Below are 21664 nucleotides of genomic sequence, written 5' to 3'. Positions count from 1 at the left end.
ATGCATTTCTCTCCGGAATCGAATTGCGCTTGCGTTAGCGAGGGTCTTTCTCGGGGAGCCACCCATCTTCGATGCGCTTTATCAGCAGCGTGTCATTCCATGCTGCGAGGATCGGTAATTTTCGTTGCTCATTGCTGATAACGCCAACCTTCCATTCTTTTTCTCCGTCCCAGAACCACCAATTAGTGACCTTGCCAGTGGTGCTATTTGCAACGCCATTCCTAAATAGGGGGAAGGTCGATGAGTGATCCGGAATGGGTGCGTGAAGAACTTTTTCGATAATGCCCTGCTTCTCTGCGGCGGAAACGGGAAAGAATATCCAAAAATTTGTTTGGGAATTTATGAGATCTTTGATTTCATCTTCCTGGAGATTGAACCTGTTTGGAAATACTCTTATGAGTGACCCCATAAGTTTGTCTCTCTTTGTGAATTGGAAGTACGCGAATCCGAATTTGGTTTTTATTCTAAATACATCACCTAATTTGGCCATTATTCAAATCCTTCGTAACCGATTGTTTTGAGAATTGATGCTCCCCTTGCAAGGGAGGTCGCATATTCTGGGTTTTTTCTCGCGATGCTGTTTATCTTGTTAAGTAAGGTTCCCTTGTCTTTTCCAAGTCCGTTGAATTCAATTAAAACCTGTTCGATTGCGCGCGCGTCTTCGCGGGAGATGTTGCGTAATCCTGTTATCGGGGTGATTTCAATTTCTTTTTGTCGCAAATGAGCGGCGTATCGCGATTTGAAGTTATCGGTAATTCCGACATATTGAGTAGTGCCGTCCTCCGAAGTCGAGATGTAGACGGTGGTCTTGCCGGGCAACGGGGCCACATCGTCCCGGTCGGCCATCAGCATCGGATCAAATACCAGCGGCCCTTCATTCGGCGTCGCTGTAATGATCGGGCCCTTCACGTCTTGGTCCGGAGTTGAAATGATTGTAGCGCCGCGCTCCCCCTGATCCGGCGTACCAATGATCGTTGGCCCTTTCTCCCCGTGTCCGGCGTTCCTGTGACGGTGACGCCGCGTGGGCCTTCGTTGGGCGTTCCCATGACGTTATCGTCGTTCGCGCCGTCGCCGATGACTCGTGCGACGATACCTTCAACGATCAACTGATTCGAGCAAGCCAGTCCCGAGATTGCGCACGCGGCCTTGGTCAGAGCATCCTTCAACTTGTCAGCGACGTTTCCGCTTGCGGAGGCTGTGGTGGCACGGCCAGCCAACGTCGGATCGATGTCATCGCCGTCACGCCCGCCGCGCTTGCGTCCCTGTGGGCCTAGTGGCCCGCCGGTATCACGAGGCGGCGGCGGGGCGACTCTGATCCCCAAGGTGTTGTTCTCCGCCTCGGTCTTTGCACTGATCGACGCAGTGGCAACGTCCCCACCCACACCCGCAGTTACCCCAGCCACGATGGATGTGATCAGATTGACCCGCGCCTCACGCTCGGATTGGGAGAGGTCCTGCCCGGATTTGTCGCCTGCCGCAAGCAGGCTGCCCAACAGCGATCCAGCGGCGGCACCCATCGCACCTGCACCGCAGTTCCCACTGGAGGCCGCGCCACCCGCGCAACCTGTCACTGCATGCAATGCGGCTTTCGATGCGGGATCGAGGTTTTCGCCGAGCGCCTTGATCTCCTTCGCTGCAAGACCTTGCAGGTAGTTCACCGTGGCACGCGTTGCCATCTCTCCGGCCGCGCCGGTGACATTGCCGCTGATGCCCGCTGTGATGGCGCTGACGATCAGGCGGTAGTCGCCACCGGGCCCCCATTTCTTTGCGTCGGCCAGTTGCTGATTTAGCGCCGCGCGTTGTTCGGGATCGGTGGCTTTCTTCAACTTAGCCTCAATCGCATCAGCCTCCTTAGCCCGATTCTCTACAAACGTCCCCACCTCGCGCTGAAGCGTCCGCATGATCTCGAAGCTGGTTTCGATCTGCTCCTTGTCGAATTTATTGGCGAGTGTGCCGCTGCCGTCCTTGTCTGACGACACGTCGCGGTTGACGGCAGCTACAGTTTCCTTGGCCGTCTTGCCAGTTCGTTCCAGTTGGCTGGCTTCGTCGGTGATCTCGATCACCCCCGCACTGATGCCGCTGCGCGTCGTGCTCGATGCGCTATCGCCCGCCGCCACCACAACCGGCGGCTTAATGCTCACCGGCCCCGTCTTCGGCAACTCGCTGCCGTGTGTGGCGTTCGCACCGGTTTGCGCATCCCCCTTCTGGTCCGTGCCGACCTTGGCGTTGTCTCCGAAGCCCATGCTGACACCGCCCCCAGGCTGATGCCGAAGGCGTCGTACTCTGCGTGGTTTTCCACATCACGGGTCGTCAAAGAGCCGGTTTTCAGACGGTTCCTATCCTCGTCGGCCGCCTTATCGGTCGACGCGATGATGGCGCCGGTCAGATCGGTGTTGCCCTTGACGGTGACATCGAAACCTCCATCGCCCGCCTTGATTCCCGACTGCTCCGTGACGCTGGCGAAATCGCTGTTGACCTGCTGATGGCTGACGTTGATGCTGCCGGACGCACCACCCAACCCGACCGTGACAGTGCCCCCGATCGACTGATCCTTGGATGCGTAGACGCTGGTGTCTTGCAGGCTCTCGATGTTCAAGTCGCCGCCGACATTGGCAATGACTCGTTCGCCGACCACCGTCCCGCCTCTAATGTTCGTGTCGCCACCAGAGACGATCTCGGCCACGCCGCCCGCCGAGATATGGCTGTTGCGTTGGGTAACGTCCTTGCCGTCCGCCTTGCCACGCGACGCGCTGGCCTTGGCCGTCACCCCCATCGACATGCCATTGGTGCCCATGGAAATGCCCAGCCCGATGCCGCCCGACACCCCGGTCGATCTGCGGTGGTGCTCCGAGGTGTCCTTGGCCGCAAGGATGTCGAGCGTGCCATCGGAGGTGAGCTTGGCGTCCTGCCCCGCGTCGATTTCGCTGCCGCGTACGAGCAACGACGACTGATCCCCATCGCTGGTGGCCGCAACGGTGACGTTGCCACCAGCACGCACGCTTGAGCCATTGGCCGTCGCGCTGTCGTTGGTCTCGCGGCTTTCGTGCTTGGATCCGCCGACGGTGACCGAGATACTGACGTTGGCCGCATCCTTGAGATTCTTGACGGTATCGGCGGCATTCTTCACCGCGAGTCCGCCGGCGGCGACACCGAGCGCCTTCATGCGCGGGTCCTTGACCTTGCTGACCGCCTTGCCCATCTGACCGACGGACTCCGCGGCATCCAGCAGCGGGCTGGAGACGGCAACGGTCAATCCTGCCTGCTCGACTTCCCGTTCATGCACGCTCTGCTCGCTGTCTTCACTCTCGACAATGGCAACGCGCTTACCCGCAATCGTCACGTCACCGTCGCGGGCAACCACCGTGCTGCCTTCCTGCCGGTAGTCGTTGCCCGCCTGAACGCTGATGTCCCCGGTCACTGAGCCGACGACACTCCCCGTTTGATCGACCTGCTCGCGTCGCTGCTTTTCCTTCTCCGAGCGGCTGCCGATGGTGAAGCCCATTCCACTGCCAAAAACGCCACTGGTCTGCTTCTCCGTAACGCTCAGCGAGTTGCTGCGGTCTTCCGCGGACGTGATCGTCACGTTCCGCTTCGCCCCGATCGTCATGTCGTCATCGGCCACCACCTGCGACCCGGTGATCGTGACGTCGCGCCCCGCCGCGACCGTGACGCCATCGCCCGACAACGTGCTGCCCGTCGTGCGCGTGCCGTGCGATTCGCGCAAATGTTCTTCAGTCGTGGAGGAGAGGAGGCCCTGCTGGGTCCTTCGCGACCAACGGGTGTCGTCGTAACGGGCTGAAACGCCGCCGATGGTCACATCGCCGGTCGCGACGACGGTGACGTCGGACTTGCCCGCCTTGGCCGACGTCGATGCCGATGCCTTGGCCGATGTCGATGTCGATGCCTTGGCCGATGTCGATGCCGATGCCGCCCCCGATGGTGTGCCATCGGCAGACCCACCGCTCAGATACGAGCCGAGTATTTTCACTTCACCGGTCGTCGCGTCCCCCGACGTCACATACGCGGTGACGCCTCGCTCATCGAGCAGCCGCTCGACAGCCGCGGCTTGCCCGGCGGCGACGGTGATCCCGCTGCCGCCCTGAACTTGACTACCGCGCACGGTTTCTTCATACGAGTCCACCGACGCGGCATAGGTGTCGCTGTTCACACGACCCGAGTCCGTGACGCTGCCGATGGCCGCGCCAATCTCCACGTCGCGGGCCGCGGCAATGACGACTGTCTTGCCCGCGTCGATGCGGGTGCCTGCGGTGGACGCGTCGCGTCCCGCCACGACGGTCACGTTGCCGCCCGTGTTGACGGTGGCCGTCAGTTGGTCCGTGACCTGCGTGTAATTGTGGTTATCTCCCGATCCGCCGCCGAATTCGCGGTTCAACGCCACCGCGCCCAGCGAGATGTCGCGTCCGGCGGCCAAGCCGGCGTCGCCACCGGCGTCGATTTCCGCACCGTTGACCGAGAGATCTCGCCCCGCTGTGATCACCAGCGAATCCAGTGCACCGATGCGCCCCTGCGATTCGACAGTAATTGCCGAACCGGACTGCGATCCGTTCACCCACTCGCTCGTATGGGGCTGACTGGCGACGACAACGTCTCGTCCAGCGGTGACATTGACCTGATTGCCCGCGATTTCGCCGCCGATGTTGCGCACATCGCGTTCGGCAACCACTTCCACCTGACCAACACTGCCCAAGCCGCTCGTGCCGCCGATCACGCCGCGATTGTCGACGTCTCTCGCATGGACCCGAGTGCTCGTGTCGCCGACGATCTGGCCGCTATTGTTGAGGTCGTTCGTTGCCTCGACAACGACGTCCCGGCCAGTGACCAGTGCGCCGCCCGGTTGCATGACGACGCGTTTGCCATGTGCCAGATACACCGTGGGCACCAGCACGGTCGTCGTGCTGCCGTCCGGCAAGGTGACCGTTTGGCGAACCAGCCAGACGATGTCGTCGGTGAGGGCCCGCATTTGCTCGGGCGTGAGTCGAATGCCCACGCGCAGTTCGAGTTCGCGACCGGCGCGGGCACCTTGCGCCAGCAGCGTGCGGAACTCGGCGTCGGCATTCGCCGTGCCGCCACCCTCTTGGTTGCCCAGCGCCGCGCGTCCCGTCAGGGTCAGCACCTGCTCGCGCACCAGCTTCGCCTCGTAGAAGCCATCCCCGATACGACGCTCGATGCCGGCCGGGTCGACGCCGAGCAACTCGAGCTGGTAGTTGCTGGAGACGAACACACCGTAATCGGTGAACCGCGAATCGGTCTCGACGAGATACGGCTGGTCAGGGGCCGTCACGACCTTGAACAGGGCGCTGCGCGGAAGCTTGAGGTCGGGAATGCCGCCGGAGACGCTATCCAGCGTCTGAATTGCACCCGAGACGTCTGCCGTCGCTGGCACCGCGGTCAAGGGATCGACGCCTGCCGGCGTGCCGGTCGCAACGGTCGTCGTGTCCGTGTCGACGGCAACGCGCGTCGATGTGCCGACCGCACTCTCCGTTTGCCGGCTGCCGATGATCGTTCCGTCGACGGTGCCGGTCTCGATGGTGACGTCGCGGCCGCGAAGGCTGGTCGTCTGGTTCGACGTGATCAGACTGGGCAGCCCCCGACGATGGAGCGCCGTTCCGTCACGTCGAGATCGACCGTCGTGAACCAGCTATCGCTGTTGCCGCTCTTCTCGTGCCAATACAGATCGGACGATTGCGCGATGCGCTCCACGTGCTCAAGCCCGACGCTGCGGCTCGTGATTTGCCCGCCGTTGCCGCGAACCTGCAGGTCGCCGCCGGCGCTGATCGTCGACGCATGATTCAACGCGGTGCCGTTGTCCACGTTCAGGCGTATCGTGCCCTGCGACGTGATGACGCTCGGCGCGGCAACGTCACCCAGGACATCGGTCGTGCTGCGAACGGTAACGCGGCGACGGTATTCGTTGGTGTCGCGGCCGTCCTCGATGCCGTGTCCACGGCGGAAGATCCGCACGCCTTCCTCTGAATCCCCGGTAATGGTCTGACGGGACTGGTCGACGACGGTGGGCCGGATGTGCTCGCCGGGATCGTAGTCGGGCCAGAACTGGATGACCCAATTGCCGTTGCCGTCGTCCGCGATCGACTCGAAATGCTGAACGGCGCGTTGGGTGATGTTGCGGGAGCTGTAATCTTTCGAGAAGAAGTTCCGCTTGTACAACTCGATGATGGGGTGCTCCAGAGAGAACGTCTTCTTGTCGGTGTCGAGCGCCGTCACCCCGCGCTTGGCGATCGTGACGCTGATGGGGCTGTTCACTACGTGGAGCTTCTCTGCTGAGAGTGCCGCGCGCGCTTCACGTCCCCAACGCCACTGCGTAAAGGCTTGGTTGCGCGGATTCGGGATCAGGCGTGTTTGTCGCACGACTTTGCCGAACGGGTTGGTCTCTTCGTAGGTCTCCTCGATCATCGCCGGTTCGCCGTTCACGCTCAGGCTATGGCTCGTATGCTCGGTCGGCAATTCTTCGCACACGGATGCCTCGCCGGCGGCGCATCGTGCCCGGCTGCCCGATTCCCTCGGCAGCGCCACGTAGCCGGCGATCCAGACGTCGCGCACCGTCTGTGTCTCGCCCGCGTCGCTGGCTCGCACAATGTTGATGTAGCTGCGCTCGTTCACGAACTCGCGCGTCGCGATGTCGACATCGCCACCCGCTTCGAGGACGGCCGATCGGTTGATGAAGCTACCGGTTTGCTGCGTCAGGTAGCCCTGCGCATCGCGCGTCTCGCCCGCGGCGACACGCAGGGTGCCCAGGCTGTAGAGCGTCGCGCCGTTCTCGTTGAGGAGATTGCCGGAGACGAAGAGATCCAATTGCTGCGTTGCCGCCAGCACGGCGCGCTCGCCCGTGTTGACGAAGCTGGCGCCGTCGAATCGGATGCGGCCGCCGATGACGGCGCCGGTGTTCGTGAAGCGGGCGCCGATGAGGCTGACCTCGTCGCCATCGATGCGTGTGTCGTTGGTGATGTCGTCCGCCACGTTGACGAACACCGAGCCGGCGCGCAAGCGGCCTTGCGCCGTGTTGACGACGCGGGCCGCGTTCACCGTGAGTTGCTTCATGGCCCCGAGCGCGCCGTGAACGCGCAACAAGCCGCCGACGTCGAGCTTGAGACTGCCGTTCGCTTGCCAGGCGTGGTCGACGCCATAGGTAAAGTCGCCCGGCAACGAGACGTGCAGATCGTTGCCCGCCCGTAATCGCGCACTGCCGCGCAGGCGCTCGGTGTGCAGGATCAGATTCTGATTGACGGCGATTTCGCCGGCGTGGTGGGCCAGTTCGGCCACGGCGACGGACGCATCGCGACGCGCATGAACCGTCCCGGTGTTCTCGAACGACCGCGTTCGTTGCGTATCGCGCCACATCACGCCGAGATCGGCGCCCGAGAACAGGCTCCCACCATTGCCGAGGGTGTCGCGCACGCTCAGCGATAGGTCCGCGCCGGCACTGATCAGCGCGTTCGGGCCATTCATCAGCGCGAACGTGGTGATGGAGACGCGACCGTTACCGCCCAACAGTCCGACCGGACGATTCGCCGACGAAGGGCGGGTCAGCGCATTCGTGATCGCGTTCGCCGTGAGGGTCATGTCGCCGCGCGTGCCGTTGACGATCCGGCCGTCGGTGTTGTCGAGCGTGACGGAGGCGAGGGTGAGCGCTTCGTCGCCGCCAGTCGACGGATCGCCTGCGGTCTCCATGCTTCCGCGCGTGTTGTCGAGCTTGCCGCCCGCCGCGACGTAGAGCGCCTTGCCGGCATGCATCACGCCATCCGCGTTCGTGATGTTTTCATCCGCTGTCGTGGTCAACGGGCCATGTGCTTGCAGCCGCCCGAAGCGATTGTCGATGTCTCGGGTCGAGGTGAGCTTGAGCGATCCGCCGGCGGCGATCCATGCACCCTCGAGGTTGTCGATACCATTGGCCGACACGTTGACGGCACCGTTGCCGGCAATGCTGCCGACGGACTTCGCCGTGTTTCCGGCAGAGGCGCGATTGCGTAGCCGTTCGCGCAGGACGATGTCGACGGCACCGGTGCCAGCGTTCGCGACGCGGCCACCGGCGTTGTCCAGTTGTCGCCCGGACAAGCGCAAGTATCCATAGGGCGCACTGACGTCGAATGTCCCCAACCCGTTGTCGAGGTTGCCGGTGGCCGCGATGCGCAGGGCGTCGCGTGCGCTCACGTGGCCGGCGCGGTTGACGATGCTGCCACCGGCGACGATGTCGAGACGCTCGCCCGCAGTGAGGTAGCCTGCCGCGTTGAGTAGATCCGAGGCGGTCGTCAGCGCAAGGGACTTGCCCGCATGCAGCCGACCCCCAGTGTTGTCGAAGCTGCCCGCCGTGACGGTGAGGTCCGCATTGGCCGCGATTCGGCCGCCTTCCGTGTTGGTCAACTTATCTTGAACGGCCAGGGTCGTGGGTGCTTGGCCGCTGTTGAGCAGGGCCCCCGCCGCGTTGTCGACATTGCGAGCCTCCACCCGTAGCGCATCGCTGGCTTCTACCGAACCCGCGCGGTTAGCTAGCGTCTCGCCGACCTCCAGCGTCACGGACTTCCCCGACAACTGCCCCGACGCGTTGTTCAAGCTCGCGTCGACGTTTGCGCGCAAGTGTCGTAGTGCCGTCATGCGGCCGTGGGCATTCGTCAGCGACGTTACACGCAACAAGAAGTCCCCGTTCGTGCCAACGCGACCCTCGCGATTGTCGAGAGACTGCCCCTTGATGGACAACTTGCCGTACCCGGCATGCGCCACGGTGCCACCCGTGTTGTCGAATTCGGTGGCGTCCAGGTTGGCGTCACCGGCGGCGAAGTGGATCTCGCCCTCGCGATTTTGAAGACGCCCGCCGATGCTCAATAGTGCCGAGTGATCGGCGCCGGTGCCTGTCTGGCGGATCGCCCCGACGCCGTTGTCCAGGTGCTGGGCGTTCACCGCAAGCGAAGTCGCCTGTATCTGCCCGCGCGTGTTGCCGATCGTGTCGGCATGCAGGCTCAATGCCTCGCCCGCGCTCAAGATGCCGCTGGCGTTGTCGAACAGGCCGCGAACAGCAAGGGTGACGTGATGCCGTGCAACGATGCGCCCGCCTGCGTTCAGCAAGGGGCCCGCGGCATTGGCGACGAGCGACCCTTGCGCCGTCCATGTCCCGCTATTGGAGAGCGATGCGCCTGAGAGCGTCACGTCGCCGCGCCCGGCAATTTGCCCCTGGGTATCGCCCAGACGTGCGTTGTCTATGCGCGTCTCGGCGTGCAGGCGAAGGTCGGCATTGCCCAGCGCCAGCAACCGTCCGCCGCGGTTCTCGATGGTGTCCGCCCGCAGCGAAAACACGCCCCCGGATTGCATCAGCCCGCCTGTGTTCGTCATCAGGCCGAGTAGTCCGGCCGTCAGGGAACGTTTCGCCGAGACGGTGCCGTCATCGTTGCGCCAGGTGCTCGCGTCGATGGACAGGGCGCCGTTGGTGGCGAGCGTCCCGCGCGTGTTGTCGACACCCCCGCTGGCAACGCGGAAGTCGCCCGCGCCGGCGTGCTCGATCTTGCCCGACGTGTTGTCGATCTGCCCGGATGTCAGCGAGAAGTCACTGCCGTTGGCATGTATCTGCCCGTCGCGATTGCGCAGCAGGCCGGACAGCGAGATTCGGAGCGGGGACACGCCCCATTGCGAGAGGTGCCCGCCGCGATTGCTCAGTCCGGAAGCCTCGACGACGAGGCCGGACGTTCTGAGCGTTGCCCCATCGTGGATCACATCGTGCTGCGCCTTAATTTTCGTGGCGCCCCGACGTGTGTTGTCGCGCGCGTCATCGTGACGGCGCCATTGCGCGCGTGCATCCGCAGCCCGCGCAAGGTGGTCGATGTCGCGCCGGTGAAATCGAGGGCGTCGCCGATCAAGGCGATGTCGCCGGTGGCCGAATGGGTACCCCCGGCCTGCATCAGGCCCGCGGTGGCGAGCGACAGGTTGCCTGTTTCCCCGTGGGTGCCGTCGGCGTTGGCACCGGCAGCCATCGCGCCAGAGGACGCCACGGCCGCCGCATTGGCGACCAGATGCCGCCCTGCCGACACGGTGCCGGTATGGCGCCACGTGCCGCCGGCATCGAGCGTCACGTCACGCGCTCCGCGCAGGGTGCCCGAACTGACGAGGTCGCGCGTGCTTCGCAGCGTCAGTGCGCCTTCGGCTACCGTCTCGCCACGGATGGACAAGTCATCGGCAGCGGTGGCGTGCAGGTCCTCGCGCGCGCTCAGCCGTCCGCCAATCTGAAGTTGCCCCGCGCTGTTCAGCACCAGCGACCCCTGGTTGGCGGTGATGTGCCCGTCTACGTTGACGCCCACGCCGGCTTCGGTGCCAATGAGCCGGATTTTCCCGGCATACATGCCGCCCAGACGAGAGACGTCGAGCGCGAAGGGCGGCGCGCCGCTCGTGGACACGACGCTGCTGTTCACACCGAACGTCGCCGCGTCGATCTCGTTCAGGCCCGCGATGACATCCAGTTGTTGCGCGTGAACGGCGGCGTTCACCTCGACGGCGCGGGCCAGCAAGGCGGCGTGCGTCAGGTTGCTGGCGTTCAGGCCGCTGCCGGTAATGAGCAGGCGCCCGTCGGTCACGCGAAACGCTTCGAGCGAGCCGGTGCCGCCAAACACCGGCAGGCCGGTAGTGAGTACGCCACGATCGGTGTTGATGAAACCGCAGCCGTCGCAGGTGAGCCCATTGGGGTTGCTGACGATGACTTCGGCCCGTTGCCCGGCCACTTCGAGATAGCCGGCGAGGCGCGATGGCAGCGCCCCGGTGACCTGGTTGACGATGATTCGCGCTGGTGCGCCCGCGAGGTTGGGGTTGCCGGGCACGAGACCGCCGATTTGCGTCTGCACAATGGAGCGCGAGTTGTTGAGAATCGCCCCTTGCGTGGGAACGTCGAACTGCTGGTACTGGTTTTGCGAAACGCCCGCTGCGCTGGGTGCCGTGATGTTGACGAGCGGCAAGCCGTTCGGCGTGGTGCTGACGCCGGGCGCATGAGGGCCGGGGGTGGCAACGATTTGCGATGCCGCAGTGATCGGGAAGCCGAGGGCGAGCAGCGCGGGCACGAGCGCAGAACGAAGCGGATGCAGGACGTGGTGCCGCGGCGCTACCGCAGGCGTAGCGCCCGGCTGGTGACGACGCGAATTGCGCCCGCATCCGGGCGTTCGGCCGCGCCGAACGTTCTCGCCGACCGCGACCCACTGGCGTTGGACATGGCTGAAGATCAGATGGAAGCAACGTGTGTTCATGGTCGGGACTCAGTAGCGAAGGGCGATCGAGATGCCGGCAACGGCGGCGTTGACGGGAAACCGGGCAGGGCGGAGGAGGGGTTTGGCGATGAACACGTCGTAGCTGGCGTTGCCCCACGGGCCGCCGTACGTGCCGATTTGTCCGCGCAGGCCGATGACCGCGCCGGCCAGTTGGGTGCCGGGAAGGTAGCGGGCGCTCGGGCCGAACACCCGGCCGTAGTCCACACCCACGTACGCGGCGTGCGCACTCGTCGCGATTGGCACGTGCAATTCGTTGCGAAGGAAGAAGCCGCGCTCGGCGCTCAGGGTCTGGTCGCCGGTGAAGCCGCGCACGCTGTACCGGCCGCCGATGGCGATCTGGTCGACGGCCCACAAGGCGTTGGCGGTGGTCTGTGCGTGGAGCGTGCCGACATACCGGATGGGGAAACGCTCCACGGGGAGTGGTACGGACCACTGCACGTCCAGCGTGAACATGCGGTACCGATACGTCTGCTTCGTCGGCTGGCGGGTGACGGGATCGCGCAGGTCGTCCTGTGCGCCGAACCAAGGCATGCCTTGTCGGTAGCTCAGCGCTAGGTCCGCCTGCGCCGCACCGAAGTAATGCCGGTGCGTGGTCCCGATTTGCAGATAGGTGTTGTTCCGATACTGCTGCGAGATCTCGAAGTCTTCGATGAAGCTCTTGCCGAAACGGCGTCCCAGCCGGGCGTCGAGTGCCGTCTTGCCACGGCTGTCGCGATGGACCACGCGCTCCAGCCGCAGTTCGACCGTCTGGTTGCGCCCGCTCGACACGAACGATTCGTTGGCCCCCGCAATGCGTTGGAAGTAAGCGCGCGTGCTGCCGAAGACCGAGACGGTGTGGTAACCCCAGGGCACCGAATAACTGGCGCTCGCGCCCCGGGTGCCGAACCGGTCGTCGCCGGTCGACAGGTCGTGCTGGACGGCAACATCGAGAAGGTCGTTCAGGCCGAGCGGGTTATCGACGCCGATCGCCAGTTGACCCTGCAAGCGCCCGGTGTCGCGCGTACCGCTGTTATCGACGGAGGCCAGCAGACGCCACGGCCGTTGCCGTTGCACGTCGATCAGGACCTCGCTAGATCCGGGCGTGTCACCGGGCTCGATGCGAATATCGGCATCCTGGCTCGGCAGGCGCTTGAGTTGTTCGAGTCCCTGCTCCAGTGCGCTCAGCGAGAGCAAGTCACCGTCGCGCAAGGGGACTGCGGACCGCCAGGTGCCGCGTGTGGCCGGATCCGAGAAGCGCATCGCCGAGACGGTGCCGGGGATGACCTGGAGCGTCAGATGCCCATCGGCCATATCCTGCTCGGGAACGATCACGCGTGTGGTGACCCAGCCCTCGGCCAGGATCGCTTGGGTGGCCACTGCGGCAACCCGGGCCACCCCGTTCGTGCCGGCGCACTGTCCGACGAACGGCACGATCGCTGCTTCGACAGACGCGAAGGGCGCTGGCAGCGGGGCGCCGCCCAGGCCCGTGAGCGTGACGCTGCGCAGCGCAACGCAGGGCGATTCGGCGGGAAGCCGCAGGTTGTCTTGCGCGGCCAGTGCGCCGTCGGGGAGGGCGGGCAGGCGAACGTCGGGCGCGTCGGCGCGTTGTTCGCGCTCGTCGGCCTCCCGGCGCTGGCGCTCCAGTTGTTCGTCCTGCACGCCTTGCCGCACGGCGTCGTGCAACGCGGACGGGTGGCCTTGCGCGATACCGGTCGGGCACTGAAGCGCGAGCCCACACGCCAGCAGGCTCGCGCGCAGGACGGCCGGTGTGCAAAGGACGTGGGGGACGCGAGGAGCGCAAGGGAGGTAAGGGACTACGGCGCCAAGGCGGCGATGCAGCGATGCGATGAAGACCGGACGGTCACGATGTACCACGGATGATGTTGCCCTTTTTTGTAGTCGAAACGGGGCATCGCGACATCACGCGCACGCCGGAATCCGCCATGGCGGATTCCGGCGCGCACGCAGACGCGAATGCGCAAAAAGGGCGCAACAGTGAGCACGGTGAACATGCAGCAGCCGGGGGGGCTTACACCCTGGCGTCTGGCCAGAGGTTGGAAGGAACCGTGAGTGACACGACGGCGAGAATTCTGGCAGACGGGCATTGCCAAGTATTTCGGTTTTGGACCCATTGGCAAAATTTCGGAATCGTCCGATGGTCGCCTCAGACGATTCCCCTTCTAAGGGCTTTCCCGACCCGTTGAACATCAGGGTCTGACCACCTTGCCGGCCGCATTTTTTTTCGCTAGTATTTTAGGTATAAACTATTTACGATTTAACAAAGATCGGCGAATGCGGCGCGATCTGTGAATCCGGAGGCTGGAGATGAATATCGTCTGTATCGGTGGCGGTCCTGCGGGCCTGTATTTCGGGTTGTTGATGAAGCTGCGCGATCCGTCGCATCGTGTGGTGGTGGTCGAACGGAATCGGCCCTACGACACGTTCGGCTGGGGCGTCGTGTTCTCCGATGCCACCATGGACAACCTTCAGGAGGCCGATCCGGAGAGTGCCGCGCAGATCAACGCCGCCTTCAACCGGTGGGATGACATCGACATCCACTTCGAAGGCCGCACGATCACCTCGGGCGGTCACGGCTTCATCGGCATCGGCCGCAAGAAGCTGCTCAACATCTTGCAGGCGCGCTGCGAAGCGCTCGGCGTCGAACTGGTTTTCGAGACCGACGTGGCCGACGATGACGAGATCGCCCGCCGCTATCAGGCCGACCTGGTGATCGCCTCCGACGGCCTGAACAGTCGCATCCGTACCCGTTACGCCGACACGTATCGCCCGGACATCGATACGCGGCAGAACCGTTTCGTCTGGCTCGGTACGCATCAACGCTTCGACGCCTTCACGTTCGCCTTCGAGAAGACCGAGCACGGCTGGTTTCAGGCGCACGCCTATCAGTTCGATGCCGACACGTCGACGTTCATCGTCGAGACGCCCGAGGAAGTCTGGCGCGCCCACGGCATCGATCAGATGAGCCAGGAAGAGGGCGTGAAGTTCTGCGAAAACCTCTTCGCGAAGTACCTCGGCGGCCATGAACTCATGAGCAACGCCAAGCACCTGCGCGGCTCGGCCATCTGGATCCGCTTCCCGCGCGTGATCTGCGAACACTGGGTGCACTGGCGCGATGTCGACGGCAAACGGGTGCCTGTTGTCCTCATGGGCGACGCCGCCCACACCGCGCACTTCTCGATCGGCTCGGGCACCAAGCTCGCGCTGGAAGACGCCATCGCCCTCGCCGACGGTCTGCGCAGCGAGGGCATCGATGCCCTGCCGCGCGTGCTGGCCGACTACGAAGCCGCGCGCGGCGTCGAAGTGCTCAAGATTCAGAACGCCGCCCGGAACTCGACGGAGTGGTTCGAAACCGTCGATCGCTATGCTCGCTTCGCGCCGGAGCAATTCGCTTACTCGCTGCTCACGCGCTCGCAACGGATTTCTCACGAGAACCTGCGCGTGCGCGACCCTGCCTATGTCGAAGGCTTCGAAGACTGGCTCGCCAAGCGTTCCGGCGTGACGCGCGCCGACGGCCAGCAGGCGATTCCGCCGATGTTCACCCCGTACCGGGCGCGCGAACTCACGCTCAAGAACCGAATCGTGATGTCGCCGATGGCCATGTACTCGTCGGTCGACGGTGTGCCGGGCGACTTCCACCTCGTACACCTGGGCAGCCGCGCGCTGGGCGGTGCGGGCATGATCGTCGCGGAGATGACCTGCGTGTCGCCCGACGCACGCATCACGCCGGGGTGCCCCGGCCTGTGGAACGACACGCAACGCGACGCGTGGAAGCGCATCGTCGACTTCGTGCACGCGGGCAGCGACGCCAGGATCGCCATGCAGATCGGCCACGCCGGTCGCAAGGGCTCGACGCGGCTGGCCTGGGACGGCATCGACCAGCCGCTCGACGAGGGTAACTGGCCGCTGATCTCGGCCTCGCCGCTGCCTTACATCGAGGGCGTGTCGCAGACGCCGCGCGAGATGACCCGCGCCGACATGGACCGCGTCAAGGACGACTTCGTGCACGCCGCCCGTCGCGCTGCCGAGGCGGGGTTCGACTGGCTCGAACTGCACTGTGCTCACGGCTATCTGCTCTCGAGCTTCATCTCTCCGCTCACGAACCAGCGTCAGGACGCGTACGGCGGCTCGCTGGAGAACCGGCTGCGTTATCCGCTGGAAGTCTTCCATGCGGTGCGCGATGTCTGGCCGGCGGCCAAGCCGATGTCGGTGCGGATTTCTGCGCATGACTGGGTCGAAGGCGGCATCACGCCAGACGACGCCGTGACGATTGCGCGCGCCTTCAAGGACGCTGGTGCGGATCTCATCGACTGCTCGTCGGGCCAGGTCAGCAAGGACGAGAAGCCGGTCTACGGGCGCATGTTCCAGACGCCGTTTGCCGACCGTGTGCGCAACGAGGCCGGCATTCCGACGATGGCGGTGGGCGCGATTTTCGAGGCGGATCACGTGAACAGCATCATCGCGTCGGGCCGTGCCGATCTGTGCGCGCTGGCGCGACCGCACCTCGCCGATCCGTTCTGGACGCTGCACGAAGCCGCGAAGATCGGCTACAAGGATCTGCCGTGGCCGTCACAGTACTATGCGGGCAAGCGGCAGTACGAGACCAATCTGGAGCGTGCGGCCGCCTACGCTCAACAGATCGGTAAATAAGGACAGTTCATGACGTCAACGACAATCTCGGCTGGCGCATCGCCCGCATCGCTCGCGGGTGTGCATGCGCTGGTGACGGGCGGCGCGCGCGGTATCGGTGAGGCCGTGGCCCGGTCACTGCTGGCGCAGGGCGCACGGGTGACGCTGCTCGGACGCAATCAAGCCACGCTCGCGAGCGGCGCACACGCGTTGGCCGCGCATGGCAAGGTGGCCTGGGTCAGTGCGGATATCTCGGACGCCTCCGCCGTCGCCGCGGCCTTTGCCGGCGCGGCCGGGCGCTTCGGCCCGGTGCAGGTGCTGGTGAACAACGCGGGGCAAGCACTCAGCGCGCCATTCGGCAAGACGGACAGTGCGCTCTGGCAACAAATGATCGACGTCAACCTGACGGGGACGTTCCACTGTATTTCCGCCGCGCTGCCCTCGATGCTGTCGGCCGGGTGGGGCCGCATCGTGAACGTGGCGAGTACCGCCGGGCTGATCGGGTATCCGTATGTCACTGCGTATTGCGCGGCCAAGCACGGCGTGGTCGGGCTCACGCGCGCACTGGCGCTCGAAGTGGCGAAGAAAGGGGTGACGGTGAATGCCGTTTGCCCGGGGTATACGGAAACGGATATCGTGCGCGACGCGGTGGCGAATATCGTCGCGAAGACCGGTCGCAGTGAAGACGATGCGCGCGCCGAGTTGGCCCGCCGCAATCCGCAGGGCCGTCTCGTGCAACCGCAAGAGGTGGCCGACGCCGTGCTGTGGCTCTGCCAGCCGGGCGCCGGTGCCGTGACAGGACAATCGATCGCGGTGGCGGGCGGCGAAGTGACCGTCGGCTAAGCGCCCATGCACACACTATTTGAGGAGATCGGCCAATGAGCGACGTGAAATTGACGATGGCGCATCACAAGCGCCCGTTCGCGAACTATGAAGCCCAGCACTTTCTGTGGTCGGTGTCGAACGACGCGCAAGGGCGCGCGAGCGTGGGCACGATCACGCTGAATCGTCCCGACAAGAAGAATCCGCTGACGTTCGACTCGTATGCGGAGTTGCGCGATCTGTTTCGAGGTCTGGTCTACGCCACGGATATCAAGACGGTCGTCGTGACGGGCGCGGGCGGCAATTTTTGCTCGGGCGGCGACGTTCACGAAATCATCGGCCCGCTCACGCAGATGAGCATGCCTGAGCTGCTCGACTTCACGCGCATGACGGGCGATCTGGTCAAGGCGATGCGAGCCTGTCCGCAGCCGATCGTCAGCGCCATCGACGGGATTTGTGCCGGGGCTGGGGCGATGATGGCGCTCGCCTCCGACATGCGTCTGGGGACGCCGCAGGCGAAGACGGCGTTCCTGTTCGTGCGCGTGGGGCTGGCGGGTGCCGACATGGGCGCGTGCACGCTGCTGCCGCGCATGATCGGGCAGGGCCGCGCGTCGGAGTTGCTGTACACCGGTCGCGTGATGACGGCCGAGGAAGGGCTGCAATGGGGCTTTTTCAATGCCCTGCATGACGGCGGCACCGTGCTCTCGGCCGCGCAGACGCTGGCCGATCAGATCGCCTGCGGCCCGACGTTCGCGCACGGCGTGACCAAGAAACTGTTGCATCAGGAGTGGAACATGGGCGTGGACGAGGCCATCGAGGCCGAAGCCGAAGCGCAGGCCATCTGTATGCAGACGAAGGACTTCCGCCGCGCTTACGACGCTTTCGTCGCCAAGCAAAAACCGGTGTTCAAGGGCGACTGACGCGAGCGAGACGATGAGCGATATCACTCCCCACAACGCGCGCAATGGCGACTTTCTGGCGTGGCCGTTTTTCGACGAGGCGCATCGCCGGTTGGGCGCGGAACTCGACGCCTGGTGCACGCGCGAACTGAAGGTCGATCACCACGCGGATACCGACGCGACATGCGTGTCGCTGGTGCGCCAACTGGGTCGCGCGGGCTGGCTGAAGTATTGCGTGAGCGCGAGTCATGGCGGCGCGCTGGATCAATTGGATTCGCGGGCGTTGTGTGTGCTGCGCGAGACGCTCGCGCGTCACGACGGACTGGCTGACTTCGCCTTTGCGATGCAGGGATTGGGTAGCGGCGCGATCACGCTGGCGGGCAGCGAGGCGCTCAAGCAGCGCTATCTGCCGCGCGTGGCCTCGGGCGAGGCGATTGCGGCGTTTGCGCTCTCGGAGCCGAATGCCGGGTCGGATGTGGCCGCGATGGCGTGTTCGGCCACGCGCGATGGCGACGACTACCTGCTGAACGGCGAGAAGACGTGGATTTCGAATGGCGGCATCGCGGACTTCTATTGTGTCTTCGTGCGTACGGGCGAGGCGCCCGGCGCCCGCGGTATCAGCGCGTTCGTGGTGGACGCCGACACGCCGGGGCTGACGATTGCCGAGCGGATCGACGTGAGTGCGCCGCACCCGCTGGCGCGTCTGAAGTTCGAGAACTGTCGCGTACCGGCGTCGCAGCGTTTGGGCGAGGCGGGGCAGGGCTTCAAGGTGGCGATGATGACGCTGGATATTTTCCGCGCGTCGGTGGCGGCGGCGGCGCTGGGCTTTGCCCGTCGCGCGCTCGACGAAGGGCTGGCGCGAGCGAAGTCGCGCGAAATGTTCGGGCAGACGCTCGCCGATTTCCAGATCACGCAGGCGGCCTTGGGCGAGATGGCGACGTCGGTGGACGCCGCGGCGTTGCTGACGTATCGCGCGGCCTGGCAGCGTGACGTGCAGGGGCAGCGCACGACACGCGAGGCGGCGATGGCGAAAATGTTCGCGACGGAGTCGGCGCAGCAGGTGATCGACCGCGCGTTGCAGATGTTCGGCGGCGCGGGCGTGGTGTCGGGCGCGATCGTGGAGCGTCTGTACCGTGAGATTCGCTCGCTGCGAATCTACGAAGGGGCAACGGAAGTACAAAAACTGATCATCGCGCGCGAACTGCTCAAGGACGGCTGAGCGCTGTCTGTGGCGGCGCGCAGGCGTCATGCTTGATTACCGGGGGCAAGGAGAAGCACATGGAACGATCTGGACATCTCGACACTTTCGCGCGCGACAATCTGCCGCCCGTGGATCAGTGGCCCGAGTTTCTGCTGGACAATCCGGACGTGGCGTACCCGGCGCGTATCAATTGCGCCGCCGAATTGCTGGATCGCGCGATTGCGCAAGGTCGCGGCGAGGCGCCTGCGATTTATTCGGTGGAGAACGGTCAGACGACGGTCACGACGTATTTCGGTTTGCGCGAGATGGTCGACCGCATCGCGCACGTGCTGCGCAACGACATGGCGCTGGTGCCAGGCAATCGCGTGCTGTTGCGCGGACCCAATAACCTGTTCATGGCGGCGGCGTGGCTGGCGGTGATCAAGGCGGGGCTGGTGGGCGTGCCGACGATGCCGTTGTTGCGCGCGAAGGAACTCAAGCAGATCGTCGACAAGGCGGAGGTCGGTGCGGCGCTGTGCGATGGGCGTTTGAAGGATGAACTGGAGTTCAACCGCCGGGCGGACCATGAGTATTTCTGTCCCGCGTTGACGCAGGTGGTGTACTTCCACGACGTGGGTGAGGACTCACTGGAGGCGCGCATGGCCCGCCAGCCGGCGAGTTTCGAGGCTTGCGATACGGCGGTGGACGATGTCTGCCTGATTGCGTTCACGAGCGGCACGACGGGGCAGCCGAAGGGCACGATGCATTTCCATCGTGATGTGTTGGCGATGTGCGATCTGTTTCCGCGTCATGTGCTCAAGCCGGGGCCGGAGGACATTTTCTGCGGCACCCCCCCATTAGCGTTCACTTTCGGTACGGGCGGCCTGTTGACGTTCCCGTTGCGTGTCGGAGCGGCAACGGTGTTGTTGGAGAAGCTCACGCCGGACAGTCTGCTGCAGGCGATCGAGCAGTACCGCGCGACGATCTGTTTCACGGCGCCAACGTTCTATCGTCAGATGGCTGCGCTGGTGGGCAAGTACGATCTGTCGAGTCTGAAGAAGACGGTGTCGGCGGGGGAGGCGTTGCCGGATGCAACGCGTCAACTCTGGAAGCAGGCGTCGGGTATCGAGATGATCGACGGCATTGGCGGCACGGAGATGATTCATATTTTCATCTCGGCGGCGAACGGCGACGTGGTGCCGGGCGCGATCGGCAAGCCGGTGCCGGGCTATATCGCGATGATCGTTGACGAGAACATGCAGCCGCTGCCGCCGGGCAAGGTAGGCAAGCTGGCGGTGAAGGGGCCGACGGGGTGTCGATATCTTGCGGACTCGCGTCAGACGAATTATGTGAAGAATGGCTGGAATCTGCCGGGCGATACGTTCTGTTGTGACGAGGCCGGTAATTATTACTATCAGGCGCGCTCGGACGACATGATTGTGTCGGCGGGGTACAACATCGCGGGCCCTGAGGTGGAGTCGGCATTGCTGAAGCACCCGGCGGTAGCGGAGTGCGGGGTGGTCGGCGCGAGCGACGAGGCGCGCGGTCAGATTGTGAAGGCGTATGTGGTGCTCAAGGCGGGCGAGCCGCGCGACGACGCGATGGTGAGGGCGCTTCAGGAGTATGTGAAGGCTAACATCGCGCCGTACAAGTATCCGCGGGCGATTGAATTTGTCGATGCACTGCCGCGCACGGAGACGGGCAAGCTTCAGCGCTTCAAGCTGCGGCAGATGGCGCATTGAGGTGCATTGAGGTGCATTGAGGCGAGGGTGGGGCGCTCCAGTGGGCGCCCACTCACGTTGACGCGGTGTGACGACGAGACATGCGGGGGAGAGGATATGTCGGAAGCTGAGGTGGCGGCGCACGCGTTTGTGAAGCCGTTGTTGGTGCGGTTCAAGCATTGCGATCCGGCCGGGATTGTGTTCTATCCGCGCTATTTCGAGATGATGAACGATCTGGTCGAGGACTGGTGCGCCGAAGGGCTGGGTCTGTCGTTCGGCGAGATGCATTTGCGTAATGCGATGGGCGTGCCGACGGCGAACATTGAGTGTCGCTTCAGTGCGCCGAGTTTTTTGGGCGAGACGCTCCAGCGTTCGCTGGAGGTCTCGCGTCTGGGTCGTTCGTCGATGACGTTGCGCATCCGGTTTTCCGGAGCGAACGACGAGACGCGTTTGCAAGCCACGCTGGTGTTGGTCTGGGTCGCGAAGGGCGAGGGCGGCAGGCCCGCCCCGATCGCGGTGCCCGACGCCCAGCGCGCGGCGATTGTGCGCTTTGCCGCACCTGATTCTGTTATTGAAGGAGTGTCCTGATGCTGCAAGTTCTGCAACCCCCCGAATGGGCGAAGCCGCGCGGCTATGCGAATGGCATGGCTTTCGAGATGACGGCGGGCAGCCGCATTGTGTTTGTCGGCGGTCAGATCGGCTGGAATGGGCAGCAACGTTTCGAGACGGACGATTTCGCGCTGCAGGTGCGTCAGACGCTTGAGAATATTGTGGCGATTCTGGCGGAGGGCAACGCGAAGCCGGAACATATCGTTCGCATGACGTGGTATGTGAAGAATAAGCGCGAGTATGTGGAGTGTTATCGCGCGATTGGAGAGCATTATCGCGCGGTGATCGGTCGTCACTTCCCGGCGATGACGGCGGTGGAAGTGGCCGATCTGGTGGAGGACGAAGCGAAGGTGGAGATCGAGGTGACGGCGGTGGTGCCGGCGGCGTAGATGTTGGGGATGTTGGGTAGGTGAAGGGGGGAAGCAGGATGGCGGGCATGGTCTGACGACGCCGGTTTTTCCTCTCGAAATGCGGCTTATGGCGAATCCGGCTGGGTTGGGGTTTGTCCGTAAGCCGTTTTGCTTTTCAGGACAT

At 64.3% G+C, this 21664-nt stretch carries 15 protein-coding genes; 7 read left to right on the top strand and 8 right to left on the bottom strand.

What is annotated here, in order from left to right; genetic code table 11:
- Window positions 1-34 precede the first annotated feature (34 nt).
- The 8 genes from DRB87_RS15235 to DRB87_RS23080 all read right to left on the bottom strand — a co-directional run bounded on the left by DRB87_RS15235 (window position 35) and on the right by DRB87_RS23080 (window position 13264).
- Window positions 35-490 (bottom strand): hypothetical protein, encoded by a 456-nt coding sequence (locus DRB87_RS15235; RefSeq protein WP_130026502.1) that lies wholly within the window; start codon window positions 488-490, stop codon window positions 35-37.
- Window positions 490-909: a GIY-YIG nuclease family protein gene (locus DRB87_RS15230; RefSeq protein WP_130026501.1), complete on the bottom strand. Its 420-nt coding sequence runs from the start codon at window positions 907-909 to the stop codon at window positions 490-492. Before DRB87_RS15230 ends, DRB87_RS15235 begins: the two co-directional genes overlap by 1 nt.
- Window positions 906-2243 carry a hypothetical protein gene (locus tag DRB87_RS15225; RefSeq protein WP_130026500.1) on the bottom strand — a complete coding sequence of 446 codons (1338 nt, stop codon included), beginning with the start codon at window positions 2241-2243 and terminating at the stop codon, window positions 906-908. Before DRB87_RS15225 ends, DRB87_RS15230 begins: the two co-directional genes overlap by 4 nt.
- Window positions 2138-5404, bottom strand: a complete 3267-nt coding sequence (locus tag DRB87_RS15220) for a hemagglutinin repeat-containing protein (RefSeq protein WP_240756321.1) — start codon at window positions 5402-5404, stop codon at window positions 2138-2140. Before DRB87_RS15220 ends, DRB87_RS15225 begins: the two co-directional genes overlap by 106 nt.
- Before the next feature lie 188 nt (window positions 5405-5592).
- Complete coding sequence (locus DRB87_RS15215; RefSeq protein ID WP_165385329.1) at window positions 5593-9738, bottom strand: hypothetical protein; 4146 nt, start codon at window positions 9736-9738, stop codon at window positions 5593-5595.
- The gene (locus tag DRB87_RS15210; protein WP_130026497.1) at window positions 9735-11252 is read right to left on the bottom strand and encodes a filamentous hemagglutinin N-terminal domain-containing protein; all 1518 of its coding nucleotides are present in this window, start codon (window positions 11250-11252) and stop codon (window positions 9735-9737) included. The genes DRB87_RS15215 and DRB87_RS15210 overlap by 4 nt, the downstream gene beginning before the upstream one ends.
- Window positions 11253-11261: 9 nt before the next feature.
- Window positions 11262-12935, bottom strand: a complete 1674-nt coding sequence (locus DRB87_RS15205) for a ShlB/FhaC/HecB family hemolysin secretion/activation protein (protein ID WP_165385328.1) — start codon at window positions 12933-12935, stop codon at window positions 11262-11264.
- A gap of 131 nt (window positions 12936-13066) precedes the next feature.
- Entirely contained in the window at window positions 13067-13264 is a 198-nt protein-coding gene (locus tag DRB87_RS23080) for a hypothetical protein (RefSeq protein ID WP_165385327.1), read from the bottom strand.
- Between the two features lie 313 nt (window positions 13265-13577).
- Between DRB87_RS23080 and DRB87_RS15200 the strand changes: the two genes are divergently transcribed.
- From DRB87_RS15200 to DRB87_RS15170, 7 genes are all read left to right on the top strand, one after another.
- Window positions 13578-15920, top strand: coding sequence for a bifunctional salicylyl-CoA 5-hydroxylase/oxidoreductase (locus DRB87_RS15200; RefSeq protein WP_130026495.1), 2343 nt, complete (start codon window positions 13578-13580; stop codon window positions 15918-15920).
- A 9-nt stretch (window positions 15921-15929) separates the two neighbouring features.
- Window positions 15930-16742, top strand: a complete 813-nt coding sequence (locus DRB87_RS15195) for an SDR family NAD(P)-dependent oxidoreductase (RefSeq protein ID WP_130026494.1) — start codon at window positions 15930-15932, stop codon at window positions 16740-16742.
- 35 nt (window positions 16743-16777) lie between these two features.
- A complete protein-coding gene (locus tag DRB87_RS15190; RefSeq protein ID WP_130026493.1) occupies window positions 16778-17641 on the top strand; it encodes an enoyl-CoA hydratase family protein in 864 nt (287 codons plus the stop codon).
- Window positions 17642-17654: 13 nt separating this feature from the next.
- Window positions 17655-18839, top strand: a complete 1185-nt coding sequence (locus DRB87_RS15185) for an acyl-CoA dehydrogenase family protein (protein WP_130026492.1) — start codon at window positions 17655-17657, stop codon at window positions 18837-18839.
- Window positions 18840-18898: 59 nt separating this feature from the next.
- Window positions 18899-20542: an AMP-binding protein gene (locus DRB87_RS15180; protein WP_130026491.1), complete on the top strand. Its 1644-nt coding sequence runs from the start codon at window positions 18899-18901 to the stop codon at window positions 20540-20542.
- Between the two features lie 96 nt (window positions 20543-20638).
- Window positions 20639-21109 carry a thioesterase family protein gene (locus tag DRB87_RS15175; RefSeq protein ID WP_017231831.1) on the top strand — a complete coding sequence of 157 codons (471 nt, stop codon included), beginning with the start codon at window positions 20639-20641 and terminating at the stop codon, window positions 21107-21109.
- Window positions 21110-21111: 2 nt separating this feature from the next.
- Window positions 21112-21519 (top strand): RidA family protein, encoded by a 408-nt coding sequence (locus tag DRB87_RS15170; protein WP_026131573.1) that lies wholly within the window; start codon window positions 21112-21114, stop codon window positions 21517-21519.
- Window positions 21520-21664: the final 145 nt, after the last annotated feature.

The organism is Pandoraea sp. XY-2, assembly GCF_004193915.1.
In the GTDB taxonomy this organism is placed as follows: Bacteria; Pseudomonadota; Gammaproteobacteria; order Burkholderiales; family Burkholderiaceae; genus Pandoraea; species Pandoraea cepalis.
This window is presented reverse-complemented; position numbering and strand designations above follow the sequence as displayed.